The sequence below is a fragment of the Desulfosalsimonas propionicica genome (assembly GCF_013761005.1).
Classification (GTDB): domain Bacteria; phylum Desulfobacterota; class Desulfobacteria; order Desulfobacterales; family Desulfosalsimonadaceae; genus Desulfosalsimonas; species Desulfosalsimonas propionicica.
On record NZ_JACDUS010000004.1, the window covers coordinates 250,905 to 264,615 of the forward strand.

10 protein-coding genes are annotated in these 13,711 nt (G+C 56.2%); 8 read left to right on the plus strand and 2 right to left on the minus strand.

Annotation, left to right across the window (positions count from 1 at the left end; all coding sequences use genetic code 11):
- Positions 1-195 precede the first annotated feature (195 nt).
- Positions 196-990: a thioesterase family protein gene (locus tag HNR65_RS09415; RefSeq protein WP_181551233.1), complete on the plus strand. Its 795-nt coding sequence runs from the start codon at positions 196-198 to the stop codon at positions 988-990.
- A gap of 212 nt (positions 991-1,202) precedes the next feature.
- On the opposite strand, the gene HNR65_RS18210 is transcribed toward HNR65_RS09415, so the two are convergent.
- Positions 1,203-2,591, minus strand: a complete 1,389-nt coding sequence (locus HNR65_RS18210) for a dihydrolipoyl dehydrogenase family protein (protein WP_181551234.1) — start codon at positions 2,589-2,591, stop codon at positions 1,203-1,205.
- A gap of 366 nt (positions 2,592-2,957) precedes the next feature.
- Here HNR65_RS18210 and HNR65_RS09425 point away from each other — a divergent pair, with 366 nt between their 5' ends.
- From HNR65_RS09425 to HNR65_RS09455, 7 genes are all read left to right on the plus strand, one after another.
- A complete protein-coding gene (locus HNR65_RS09425; protein WP_181551235.1) occupies positions 2,958-3,530 on the plus strand; it encodes a response regulator in 573 nt (190 codons plus the stop codon).
- A gap of 45 nt (positions 3,531-3,575) precedes the next feature.
- The gene (locus HNR65_RS09430; protein ID WP_181551236.1) at positions 3,576-4,451 is read left to right on the plus strand and encodes a methylenetetrahydrofolate reductase; all 876 of its coding nucleotides are present in this window, start codon (positions 3,576-3,578) and stop codon (positions 4,449-4,451) included.
- An 81-nt stretch (positions 4,452-4,532) separates the two neighbouring features.
- Entirely contained in the window at positions 4,533-7,193 is a 2,661-nt protein-coding gene (locus HNR65_RS09435) for a molybdopterin-dependent oxidoreductase (protein ID WP_181551237.1), read from the plus strand.
- Positions 7,194-7,213: 20 nt separating this feature from the next.
- Positions 7,214-7,699 (plus strand): NADH-quinone oxidoreductase subunit NuoE, encoded by a 486-nt coding sequence (nuoE, locus tag HNR65_RS09440; RefSeq protein WP_181551238.1) that lies wholly within the window; start codon positions 7,214-7,216, stop codon positions 7,697-7,699.
- 5 nt (positions 7,700-7,704) lie between these two features.
- Complete coding sequence (locus tag HNR65_RS09445) at positions 7,705-10,830, plus strand: FAD-dependent oxidoreductase (RefSeq protein WP_181551239.1); 3,126 nt, start codon at positions 7,705-7,707, stop codon at positions 10,828-10,830.
- A gap of 5 nt (positions 10,831-10,835) precedes the next feature.
- On the plus strand, positions 10,836-11,489 hold the full coding sequence (locus HNR65_RS09450) for a methylenetetrahydrofolate reductase C-terminal domain-containing protein (protein ID WP_181551240.1): 654 nt from the start codon (positions 10,836-10,838) through the stop codon (positions 11,487-11,489).
- A 79-nt stretch (positions 11,490-11,568) separates the two neighbouring features.
- On the plus strand, positions 11,569-12,456 hold the full coding sequence (locus HNR65_RS09455; RefSeq protein ID WP_181551241.1) for a methylenetetrahydrofolate reductase: 888 nt from the start codon (positions 11,569-11,571) through the stop codon (positions 12,454-12,456).
- Positions 12,457-12,459: 3 nt separating this feature from the next.
- On the opposite strand, the gene HNR65_RS09460 is transcribed toward HNR65_RS09455, so the two are convergent.
- Positions 12,460-13,473: an alpha-hydroxy-acid oxidizing protein gene (locus HNR65_RS09460; RefSeq protein WP_181551242.1), complete on the minus strand. Its 1,014-nt coding sequence runs from the start codon at positions 13,471-13,473 to the stop codon at positions 12,460-12,462.
- Positions 13,474-13,711: the final 238 nt, after the last annotated feature.

Here is a 13,711-nt window from a genome sequence, read left to right on the forward strand (position 1 = left end):
ATCCCCCTGTGGTTGGATTTTCAGCGTTTCCGACAGGATCAATTTTTCAACCCACCTTTTGGGTGAAAAGATCAATCCGGTCAACCCGCCGCATGCCGGGCTTATTCCGGGTTGCCAGATTTTGCGCTTTATGCTAAACACAGCCGAAACAGGTAACCGAAAAAAACCCCCAGAATATGACCATCAAATAACAAAATGCATCTTTTTGATACAGACATTTCAGTTGCCGCAAACCCGCAGGATGGTTTTCAGGCTAGGGTTTCAGATAACTGGTCAATCAACGGCAACCCCAACGGGGGATATCTGCTGGCCATCTTGACCAGTGCCATGACCGGCTCCAGTGACAAAGCGGCAACCCCGATCCTTACGGTCAACTATATGTCAAAAACGGTTCCGGGCCCGGCAGAAATTGCCGTTGAAACAATGAACCGCTCCAGGCAGTTTACCCGCATCCAGGCCCGGATCATCCAATCGGGAACCGAAACCGCCCGGGCCTTTGGCACTTTTGCCGTGACCCCGGACGAATGCGAAATCCGGCGATACGAGACCGGTCCACCGGAACCCGCCCCGCCGGAGCGCTGCATACAGATTCCCGCAATGCCCGGATACACTGTTTACGAGCACATGGAAGTCCGCCTGGATCCCTGCTGTGCCGGATGGATGGAAAACCGGCTTTCAGAACGCTCAGAGCAAAAGGGCTGGCTGCGATTTAAGGACACACGCCCGTTTGACATTTTTGCAGTCGCTCTGGCAGCAGACGCCTTTCCTCCGGCTGTGCTGGCCAGCCAGGGCATGGTGGCATGGGTGCCCACCCTTGAATTGAGTGTCAGCATCCGCAATACGGCCGAGACCCAATGGCTCAAATGCCGGTTTTCCACCCGGTTTATCAATTGCGGCCTGCTTGAGGAAGACGGCGAGATCTGGGATGAAAACAATGAACTCATCGCCGTATCCCGCCAGATCGCCCAGTTCAGAAACCTGTCCCCTTAGGACCGGTACTTGTTTTTCCGGGGTTTCTCATCACCATATCAAAACAGCCAATATTTTCCCTGCAAATTGCAATTCTGACAGATGCGGTTTTTCCTGCAAATAATCAGGAAACCGCCTACCGAATATAGGCTTTACCGGGCCAGACATGGAAGCCGCAAACGGATGGTGGCCCAAGGCGTGCAAAAAATAAACACCGGCTGCCGGCCGGCCCGTTATAGCCCGGCCAGGGGATCGTGCTTGACAAACGGTTTTAGCATGTAAGTGATATCACTTTCCCGTGTTGGATAAGGGGTCATGACATGCTCCCAGTAGAGCTGGCCGGCATCCTGGTGATGAATCATGGCCTGTTTGAAAATATTGATGAGGCCGGCGGCATTATCGGAAATAATATGCGCCCCGGCAATCCGGTTGTTGTGATCCACCAGCACCTTGTAAGCAGCATGCTTCATCCCGGTGCGCCGGTAGGTGGGCCAGGACAGGTTGGTGGCCATTGCCCTGGAATACCGGATGCCTTCTGACTGCAGGGCCTCTTCTGTGGCCCCCACCATGGCGTACTGGGGTAGGGTAAACAAAACCGAAGGCACGGCCCGATAATCCATAACCGCCTCCTGTCCGCCGCGGAGTTCGGCCAGGATATTCTTTGCGGCCACACAGGCCTCGTAGTCCGCCACCCGGGCCAGCTGAACCGTATCCGCGCAGTCACCCGCGGCAAAGACCCGGGCATTGGCGGTTCGCATTTTCTCATCCACGACAATGCCGTGGCGGCTAAAATCCACAGAGCCCTTTTCCAGCTCCAGGTTCGTGATGGCAGGCGCGCGCCCGGCGCCGTGCACCACCATGTCCGCGTAAAGGTCCTCTTTGCCCGGGGTTTTAACCACATAGCCCTGGTTGTTTTTCTCAATGCCGGTAATTTCCGTATCTATATGGATATCAATGCCCTCTGCCCGGGAAGCATCCATGAGATGGGCCGCCATTTCCCCGTCAAAAGGGCCAAGGGGGCGGGGACCGGCTTCAAGGATATGAATCTGCTGGGCCGGACCCAGTCGCGCAGCAAAATGGGCAAACTCAAAGGAGATAAACCCGCCGCCCACAAAGGCGATTCTGGGCGGAAGCCCGTCGAGTTCAAGGAACTGGCTGCTGCTGACCAGGTACTGGGCGCCTTCAAACGGCAAAGGGGCCGGACGGGCGCCGGTTGCCAGAACAATAAATTTTGATTTCAGCGGCTGTCCGTCCACCGTCAGGGTCTCAGGATCGCGGAATGCCGCAGTTCCTGGGATAAAATCAATGCCGGCAGCGTCAAGGCCTTTTCGGGTGGAATCCGGGACAGCGCCGGTAAAGGCCCGTTTTTGATCCCGAACCGTTTTCCAGTCCATCTCCGGAGGTGCAGTCACGCCTTTTCCAGACAGATCACGGGCCCGGGCCATTGTTTCTGCAGCTTCATAATACCATTTCTTGGCCTGGCAGCCGGCCAGGGCGCAAACTCCTCCGGGCGTGGAACTGTTTTCCACCACAGCAACAGAGACTCCGTATTGGCTCAGGTTATGGGCTGCGGTCTGCCCGCCGGTGCCCGAACCCACAACCACCACATCATATGATTTCACGCCGCACCTCCTTTGCCGGTTTTTGCTCCAGGATCATTATTATAGAGCCGTTTACGGTCATTATTACCATTTCCCGCAACAGTTGCAAATATCCACAGCAATCCAAACGGCAATCCAGCACAAAAGCAAGGCGCTTGAAAAATCCATAAAATCAGTTAAAATTTATAAATTATAATAACTATAATAAGTATAAAAACTAAAGACCAACTTTACAGTTTGATTCTTGATTAAAAATTTAAATTTATAAATTAAGTAGTTTAAAATTTTTTTACAAAAAATTTCATTTTTTTCTTGACACGCTTAAAAGCTATAATTAACATAAAACTTAAAAAGTCAACCTTTTTTCCGCAAGGGAGGAGGCCCGCCATGGACGAAGTTTTCACCGTATTTAAAGCCAGCAAACACTGCAACGTCTCTCCCAAAACCATTATCAACTGGATTGATGCCGGCCACATAAAAGCCTACAGAACCCCCGGCGGCCATCGCCGCATCAACCGCAGGGATCTCGAAGAGTTCATGCGCAAGCAGGGCATTCCCATCCCGGAAACCGTTGAGGAAGACGACCGCAGGCGGATACTGGTGGTCGATGATGATCCCATCATTGTTGAAAGCATTGTCCAGTCCCTTGAAGAAGACGAGCACGACTACGAGGTCATATCCGCGGCAGACGGCTTTGAAGCCGGCCTTCAGGTCAATCACTTCAAGCCCCACCTGCTGATTCTCGACATCATGATGCCGGATATCAAAGGATATGACGTCTGCCAGAAAATCAAAAGCAACAGGGAAACCAGCGACACCAAGATCGTTGTGCTGTCGGCTTACCTGGATGAGGAAAAATTCCAGCAAATGAAGGAATACGGTGCGGATGCCTGCTTTTCCAAGCCCCTTCCCCTCTCCCAGCTCAAGGAGGAAGTGGCGCGGCTGCTGGGCCCTGCATAAATCCGGCGCCCTGCCGCCGGAACCCCCAATTTCAAGGAGGCATTCATGAAATTAAAACAAGCCCTTGAAAAAAAGCAATTTGCGGTCACCACCGAAGTTCAGGCCCCCATTGAACAGGAATCCGAGGATCTGGTCAAAAGTTTAAACCTCATCCGGGGGCGGGTTGACGGGGTGTCGCTTTCTGAAGTGGAATTCCAGGGCATCGTGGGCGACACCATCAAAACCTGCCAGACCCTTAAGGAAAACCGCTTTGAATCCATCTACCAGACCACTACCCGGGACAAAAACCGGATCCAGCTCCAAAAGGACCTGATATCGGCCCATCACGCCGGCATTGAAAATCTGCTGGTGTTTACCGAGGATTACCGGATCACCGGCGACAGCCTCCAGGAAATGATGTTTTTCCACGTGGATGCCGGAAAACTCCAGTCCGTGCTCCAACATTTCAGAGACGGCCGCGGTATTGAGGGCCAGGAGATCGAAGTGCAGCCCAACTTCTGCCTTGGCTCCGGGGTGGAGGCCTCCTGGGGCAAAAATGTGCCCGACCTGGAGTTAAAGGAAATGGAGGAGATGACAAAAATGGGGGCGGGCTATTTTCTGACCACCCCGGTCTTTGATGTGGAGCGGTTTGACAAATTTATGTCGCGCACCAACACATTCGGCGTGCCTGTGATTGCAGAGGTGCTGATTTTGCGGACTGCGGGAATGGCCCGATTTTTAAACCGGCATCTCAAATCCGGCCTGGTGCCGGATTGGGCCATCCAGAAACTGGCCAAGGCCACGGACAAGGACAAAGCCAGCATCGAGCTGTTTGCCGATACCGTCAAGGGTCTCAAGGATCTGTGCGACGGCATCCATATCATCACCATCGGAGGCGAAGACAAACTCCGGCATTACCTGGATGCCGCCAAGCTCAGGTAAGGCGTTGCCAGCCTGCGCGTAAATACGGCAATGCTTTTTCAACGGCCCTTTCAAAACATCAGAAGCAAAAGGAGCCGCCCCGTGGAATCAATTGCCCTGACCATCAACGGAAAAAAGGTGACCTGCCGCACAGGCGACACCCTTCTTTCTGTTGCGGAAAAAAACAACATCTTTATCCCCACCCTGTGCCATCACCCGGAATTAAAGCCCTACGGCGCCTGCCGCATGTGCCTGGTGGAAGACGAAAAATCCGGCCGTCTCATGGCCGCCTGTGTCACCCCGGCGGCAAAGGACATGGCCGTACTCACTGACACCGGGCGAATCATTAATCACCGGAAAAACATCGTGCGCCTGATGATGGCCGAGCATCCGGAATCGTGCATTGTCTGCTCCAAGGGCAACCGGTGCGAGCTGCGGGCACTGGCCGCACGCCTTGGCATTGCCGAAACCCGTCTCTATCCCATGCCCAACTACAAGCCCTATGAGGAATTAAACCCCTTTATCGTGCGGGATCTGAGCAAGTGCATTTTATGCGGCAAATGCATCCGCGCCGACCACGAACTGGTGGCCACAGGAGCCATTGACTACAATGACCGGGGCTTTTCCTCCAGGCCGGCCACCCTCATGGAAAGGCCACTGGAAGACTCCACCTGTACTTTTTGCGGCACTTGCGTGTCCATGTGCCCCACAGGGGCCCTTTCTGCAAAGCATACGGGCTATGTCGGCACCCCGGAAAAGCAAAAGGACTCCATCTGCGGTTTCTGCGGGGCCGGCTGCAGTCTGGCCATGGGCACTTCCGGCGGTCGGGTGGTTGATGTCAATCCGTTAAAACTCAAGGGCAGCGTCAACGGTTCCACCCTTTGTGTGCGCGGCCATTTTGCACATGATTTTTTAAACAATGCCGGCCGCCTGCACCAGCCATTGATCCGTACCCGGGATGAAAACGGTGATAAAAAATTTGAACCTGCGGAATGGAACAAGGCGGTTTCCCGGGCAGCAGAATCCCTGGCGGAAATCAAACGCACCCACGGACCCGGCAGCATTGCATTTATCGGCTCGCCCAAGTGCAGTACAGAGGAGAATTATCTTTTCCAGAAAATCGCCCGGGTCATGTTCGGCACCAACAACCTCACCAGCACCGGCACGATCAACGGCCAGGCCCTGCTGCGCCGCATGGAGGAAAAAACCATGGGCGCAGCCCGCACCATGCCCTTGTCCGGACTGGAAAAGGCAGAGGCCATTGTAACTGTATGCTTTGACCCGGACAACACCGTGCCGGTTGCCGGCTATCACGTCAAGCGGGCCGCCCGGGCCGGCACGCCCCTGGTGACAATCGATGTCCGCAAAACCCGACTTGCCGGATTTGCCAAAGCACGGATCCGCCCGGAATCCGGTATGGAACCAAACGCCCGCATCCCGGCGCTCATATGCGCCCTTGCCGAAAAAATCGCTGATCCCGACGGAACCAGCACTGATTTTATCCAACAATACACCAGCGGCTGGGAGGAGTGCAAAGCCGCCATTGATTCACTTCTGTCCGACCAGCCCCTTTCACCCGCAGAGGAAAGGGAGATAAAACGGGCTGCTGAAATGCTTTCGGGCCGCAAAATCAGCCTTGTGATCGGCGCGGATGTAATGGAGCAGGCCCACGGCACTCAAATCGCTGATGCCGCCTTTGACCTGGTTCTTTCAGCGGGCAGCATCGGCGTCGCCAATGCCGGAATCTTTATCCCGGCCCCGGAAAGCAATACCGTCGGTGCCATGGACATGGGAATGGCACCGGACTTGCTGCCCGGCAGACATCCCCTTTCCGATCCGGATGCCAGAAAACACCTTGAGCGGCTCTGGAACACCAAGCTTTCCCCGGATCCCGGACTGGATCTTTGCGGCATTGTCGAGGCCGCGGAATCCGGGCACTTAAAGGGTCTCTACATCATGGCCGAAAACCTGGTGCGCACCCTGCCCGACCCGGAGCGGGTGGAAAACGCCTTGGAAAAACTTGATTTTATAGCAATCCAGGACATTTTTGAAAACCGCACAACCCGGCTTGCCCACGTGGTGCTGCCAGGTTCCGCCTTTGCCGAGAAAGCCGGATCCTTTACCAACATGGAAGGCCGAATCCAGTCCTTTTCCCAGGCGGCAGCCCCGCCGGGACAAGCCCTTGCCGACTGGCGCATTCTCGGCCTGCTGGCCCGGAACATGGGATATCCCGAACAATACACCACCATTGAAAAAATCCGCCAGGAAATCAGAAAAACCGTTCCCATGTATGCGGCCATCGGCAACCACCGCCAGGAATGGATCAAAAATGCGGATGCAGACACGCCTTTTTCCGGAAACGGCCACCGGTTCACATTTGCGGCCCTTGAATCGCTACCGCCGCAGACAAGCCAACAAAAAGGCTTTACAGCCGTACTCGGCCCCCTGCGCTGGCACCTGGCCGGCGGCACCCGCACCAGCAGGTCCGCCCGGATCAACGCCTGGAACCGTGACAATCCGGCCCGGCTGTCTGCCAGTGACATCGAATCCCTGGCCATACCAGAAGGCGGAAAAATCCGGATTGTATCGGATCACGGCGCCATTGAACGCAGCTTTGTGGCCGATCCGGCAATGTTGCCCGGACAAATGTTTGTTCCCACGGGATTTTCCGGAAACGAAGCCGCCGCCCTTGCCGGCATAGAGGCAATCCGGACGCCGGTACCGGCATGGCGAACCTGCAGGGTCAGCATTGAGAAAATTTAGACGCCAAGGAGCAAAAACCAATGGATCCCACGCAATTTGACCGAAGCCGACTCCATGAAATCATCGAGGATTCCCGGGACCGCAAATGGGCCTTAATCCCCCTGCTCCAGGAAATCCAGGAGGAATTCGGATTTATCCCCCCAGAATCCATCGAGCCTGTTGCCGAGGCCTTAAACATGTTTGCCTCACAGGTTCAGGGGGTGATCACGTTTTATTCCGGTTTTTCCTTAAAACCCAAAGGTCGCTGCGTGCTGCGGGTCTGCCGGGGAACGGCATGCCATGTCAAGGGAAGCCGGAGCATTCTACGGCTGGTCAAAAAGGAACTGGAACTCGAGGAAGGCGAGACCAGCTCCGACTACCAGTTCACACTGGAAACCGTGGCATGCCTGGGAGCCTGTTTTCTGGCGCCGACCATGATGGTCAACAAGGACTACTTCGGCAGGCTCAACCCCACCAAGGTGATCAGCGTGCTGGGCGAATACCGGAAAGACAAGGAGGATGATTGAGCGCCATGAAAAAACTCACATCCATCGGACAGATCGAATGGCTCAGAAACAAGATTCTTGCGGATTCTGGCAAAAAAAAGACCGAAGTCCATGTCTGCATGACCGGATGCCGGGCCTACGGAGCTGCAGCCGTTCGCGACGCCCTGGCTGACGCCGTCACCCGCCAGGGACTGGATAAGGAAGTGGAAATCCGTTCCACCGGATGCCACGGGTTCTGCGCCAAGGCCCCGGTGGTGGCAATCGAGCCGCTGGGCATCCAGTACCAGGAAGTGGATCCGGAAGATGCCACGGAAATCGTGGACAAAACCATCAAGAACCAGCAGTTCATCGAGCGCCTTGCCTACCAGGACCCAAGAACCGGCCGGTTTGTTTATTACAGAAACCAGATCCCCTTTTACCAGAAACAGGTGCGCCGGGTGCTGGCCAACTGCGGCCGGATCGACCCGACACAAATCGAGCACTACATTGCCGCGGGCGGTTACAGGGCGTTTGTCAAGGCTTTGTCCAAGATGACCCCTGAGACGGTCATTGAGGAAGTGGTTTCCGCAAAATTGCGGGGCCGTGGCGGCGCGGGCTTTCCCACTGGCATCAAGTGGCGGTTTGCCAGACAGTCGCCCACCACGCCCAAGTATGTGGTGTGCAACGCAGACGAGGGCGATCCCGGGGCTTTCATGGACCGGGCGCTTCTGGAAGGCGATCCCCATGCGGTGATCGAGGGCATGATGATCGGCGGCTATGCCATGGGCGCGGAATACGGCATCATTTACGTGCGAGAGGAATACCCCATTGCAGTGGAGCACCTGACCCTGGCCATTGAGCAGGGAAAACAACTGGGCCTTCTGGGCGAAAACATCCTGGGCACGGGCTTTAATTTTGATCTTTCCCTCAAAATGGGGGCCGGCGCTTTTGTCTGCGGCGAGGAAACCGCGCTGATGGCCTCCATTGAGGGCAAGCGCGGCATGCCCCGGCCAAGGCCCCCTTTTCCCGCCCAGGCCGGGATTGACCAAAAGCCCACAAACATCAACAACGTTGAAACCCTGGCCAACATTCCGCTGATCATCAAAAACGGTGCTGAGTGGTACGGCGAACTGGGAACCGATGCGTCCAAGGGAACCAAAATTTTTTCCCTGGCCGGCAAGGTCAACAACACCGGCCTGGTGGAAGTGCCCATCGGTACCACCATCCGGGAGGTGGTCTATGATATCGGCGGCGGCATTCCCAAGGGCAGGCAGTTTAAGGCCGTGCAGATGGGCGGTCCGGCGGGTGGATGCGTGCCGGCCAGATTTTTAAACCTGCCCATTGACTATGACACCATCCAGCGCATCGGCGCCATCATGGGCTCAGGCGGTCTTGTGGTCCTGGATGAAAACAACTGCATGGTGGAAATTGCCCGATTTTTTTTAAATTTCACCCAGTCCGAGTCCTGCGGCAAATGCGCCCCGTGCCGGCTGGGCACCACCCAGCTTTTGGAGACCTTAACGCGCATCACCCTGGGCCAGGGACATATCGAAGACATTGACACCATCAAATCCATCGGCCACACCATGGCCGAAGCCTCGTTGTGCGGCCTGGGACAGGCCAGCCCCAAGCCGGCCCTGTCCACCCTGCGCTATTTTGAGCAGGAATACCGCGACCACATCCACGAACATCGCTGCGCCGGTGCAGTGTGTGACTCCATGGTGATATCGGCCTGCCAGCACGCATGTCCGGCCGGTATTGACGTACCCAATTACGTGGCGGCCATCGGCAGCGGCAACTACGAGGCGGCAGTGGAGATCATCCGGGAGAGAAATCCGTTTCCGGCCGTATGCGGCCGGGTCTGCATCAATCCCTGCGAATACAAGTGCCGCAGAGGAGAGCTCGACGATCCCGTGGCCATCCGGACATTAAAACGATTTGCCTCGGACTACTACTATGACAAATACGGTGCCGAGCGCGAAGCCTTCCCGGTGACCCGGTCGGAAAAAGTGGCCATTGTGGGCGCCGGGCCCGCGGGCCTGACCTGTGCCTATTTCCTGGCCAAGCTCGGCTACGAGACAAAGGTGTTTGAAGCCCAGCCCGTTGGCGGCGGAATGTTAAACATCGCACTGCCCGAGTTCCGCCTGCCCAGGGATGTCATTGACATGGAAATCAAGTGGATCGAAAACGCCGGGGTGAAAATCGAGTACAATTCGCCCATTGACGCCAACCACACCTTAACGGATCTGAAAAAGGAAGGCTTTGATGCGGTGTTTTTGTCTGCCGGTGCCCAGGCCAGCAAGCGCATCGGACTTCCGGGGGAGGAAGAAGGGCTGGAGGGACTATACTACGGCTTAAACTTTTTGCGCGACGTGCGCCTGGGCCATGATATGAAACTTTCGGGTAAAACCGTTGTGATCGGCGGGGGCAATGTGGCCATGGATGTGGCCCGCACCGCGCTTCGCGCCGGTTCCGACGACGTTCAGGTCTTCTGTCTGGAAACCCGGGAAGAGATGCCGGCCTGGGACAAGGACGTGGAGGAAACCCAGGATGAAGGCGCCATTTTAAATCCGCAGTGGTCACCGGAAGAAATTTACCAGCAAAACGGCAAAGTCAAGGGCATCAGTTTTTCCCACTGCCTTGCGGTATTTGACCAGGAGGGCAATTTCCGGCCGGAATGCGACATGTCCGATACCGAGTACATCGAGGCCGACAATATCATTATCTCCATCGGCCAGGCACCGGACACGTCGTTTCTGCCCGAAGACAGCCAGCTGGAGCGAGCGTTGTGGGGTTCTCTGGCCGTGGATGAAAACACCCTGGCCACCAACGTGCCCGGCGTGTTTGCCGGCGGCGATTTCACCACCGGCCCCACTTTCGTGATCCGGGCCATTGCATCGGGCCGGCGGGCGGCTTTGGCCATTCACAAATACCTTTCAGGCGACCAGACCCCGATTTTCATGCCGGATGAAAAAACCCCCCTGGCCCAGGAAACCGGTCTGGCCCTGGAATCGGAAAGCACAGAAGATCAGCCGCGGGTTCAAATCGAAACCGAAAAACCCGAGGACCGCGTCTGCGACTTCAGGGAAGTTGAAAGGGGATTTACCGCCGAGCAGGCCCATTTTGAAGCCAGGCGGTGCCTCAGGTGCGATCTTGAAAAAGAGAGGAGCTAACCACCATGATTCGATCCATTACCCAGCAGAAACCAATGGAGGAAATCGAGCACCTGCTCGAAGGCATGGACAGAATATTTGTCATCGGATGCGGCACCTGCACCACCCTGACCCGGACAGGGGGTGTGGAACAGGTGGCGGCCATGGCCGAAGACCTGTCTGCCAGGGGCAAGGTGATCACCGGCACCACAGTGGTCCCCGTGGCCTGCGACAACCTCACATCCGATATCCTCTCAGAGTTTGGTGCGCGCATGAACCAGGCAGACGCTTTGCTGGTGATGTCCTGCGCCTATGGCGTGCAAACCCTGGCCAGTCAACTCGGCCAGATGGTGGTGCCGGCCCAGAACACCCTGTTTATCGGAAAGGAAAACGCCGCCGGCCAGTTCAACGAGATCTGCACCCAGTGCGGCACCTGCGTGATCGGCGAAACCGGTGGCATCTGCCCGGTGACCACCTGCCACAAGGGGCTTGTCAACGGCCCCTGCGGCGGCACCAACAACGGCAAATGCGAAATCGATTCCAACAAGGACTGCGCCTGGACCATGATCTACAACCGCCTAAAGGAGCTTGACCGGCTCGATTCCATGCGCACCTACAAAAAGCCGCGCAATCACCTGGGTGAACCCAGTCCCGGCAAATTCCTGATCCCGGAAAATTAACCGCAAAAAAAACACAAAGCGTTTAAACTTCATATTTCTTAACACTTAAAACTTAACACTATGAATAAGGACACTTCCCATGCCATCCGCATTTAAAAAAGCCCTTGATTCCGGAAAATTCGTGGTCACCTCCGAGGTCGCCCCCTCCAAGGGGACCAACCTGGAAAAAATGGCACACCACGTGGAATTGTTAAAAGACAAGGTGGATGCCATGAACGTCACCGATCACCAGAGCTCTGTGATGCGGTTTCCCTCCCTGGGCGGAGCGCTGCTGGTCAAAGAAAAGGGCGGCGAGCCGATCCTGCAGATGACCTGCCGGGACCGAAACCGCCTGGCCCTGCAGGCCGATCTCATGTTTGCCGCCAGCCGGGGGATCAACAATGTGTTGTGCTTGACCGGCGATTCGGTGATGCTCGGCGATCACAAGCAGGCCAAGGCCGTGTTTGATCTGGATTCCAGCCAGCTGGTGGCCGCGGTGCGCACCATGGAGCGGGGAAAAGACATGGCCGGAAACGATCTGGACGGAGGTGTCCGGTTCTGCGCCGGAGCCATTGTCACCCCCGAGGCCAACCCCATTGAGCCCCAGCTGATCAAGTTTGAGAAAAAAATCGAAGCCGGCGCCGAATTCATCCAAACCCAGGCGGTCTATGACATCGACAACTTCAAAAAATTCATGGATTACGCCCGGCAGTTTGACGTCAAGATCCTGGCCGGTGTGATCCTGCTGACCTCTGCGGGCATGGCCCGCTTTATGAACAAAAACGTGGCCGGCGTCATGGTACCCCAGAATCTCATCGATGAAATGGCGGCCGCCCCCAAGGGCGGTGCCCTGAAAAAGGGCATCGAGATCACCGGCCGCATGATCGCTCAGATCAAAGACGAAAAGATCTGCGACGGGGTCCACATCATGGCCATTGGCAAAGAGGAAGTGGTCCCGGACATCATGTCCGCAGCCGGGCTGCTGTAGGGATTATCCTGACCACAGAATGGAGCTGTCCACGGACCGCACCGAGGCTGTGCCGGTGAGCACCATGCTCTGAACCAGCTCCTGGCGGATTTGGGCCAGGTAGGCGCAAGCCCCGTCTTTGCCCCCGCCGAGCACGGCAACTGAAAACGGCCGGCCGATCATCACCGCATCCGCGCCCAGGGCCAGCATGCGAAGCACATCTGCCCCGGATCGCACCCCGCCGTCAGCCAAAACCGCGATCTGCCCCTGAACGGCTGCAGCCACATCGCGCAGTACCCGTGCGGTTCCGGGCACCCCGTCTAACACCCTTCCGCCATGATTGGACACCACGATCCCTGCAGCACCTGCATCCACACAGATTTTTGCCTCATCTGCGGTCATCACCCCCTTGACCACGAATCTGGCCGGTATTTGTTCAATGATTTCAGCAAGTCTTGCTGCCGGCTTGGGCGACACCGGCCGGCCCATCTTGCGCAGGGTCACCAGACCGGCTGCATCCACATCCATGCCGATTACCGTAGCACCGGCTTCCAGCGCCTTTTCCGCCTTGGAAAACAGCTCCTGGTCCTCCCACGGCTTGATAAACGGAATGCCCCGGCCATCGAGTTCTTTGACGGCGGCAAACCCGCTTTCATGGATGAAATCCGGCACGCCGTCGCCGGTGCATCCCAGGCAGCCCTCATCTGCGCATGCCGAAAGCTTGGCCAGGATATAGTCCTGCTCCTCCATGCCCCCGCCCATGTTAAACGACACCCCGCCAATAGGGGCGGCCAGCACCGGCATGGACAGGTCAAAGCCCAGCAGGGAAAGATCCGTGTCCGGCTCTGCGGCATCATGGAGACAGCGCATGTTAAACCGGATTTCAGAAAGCGCCCGCACATTGTCCTGAAAACCTGAACCGGTTCCGAGACCGCCCATTCCCGGCACCTGTCCGGCACAGGCCCGGCCGTCGCACACCGGGCAGACCCGGCAATATCCCTTCATCAGGGTGCGTGCTTTTTCGCGTATTTCCTCCATTGATTTGTTCCTTTCCCTTCTGATTCCCAAAAGGTGTTAAGTCAATTTTTGAGGGCACTGTAAAAAGTCTGATTTTAGATGGCGCCGTAAAAAGTTCAAGATCAAGGCTTGCGCAATTTCGAAGAATGCAGCGTAGTTATCCGTACGTGAAATTCTGAGAAATTGCGTGTAACGCAGATGTCGGACTTTTGACGGCGCCATCAATTTTTGGCTTTAAAAATTTGTAAGGCTCTGATTC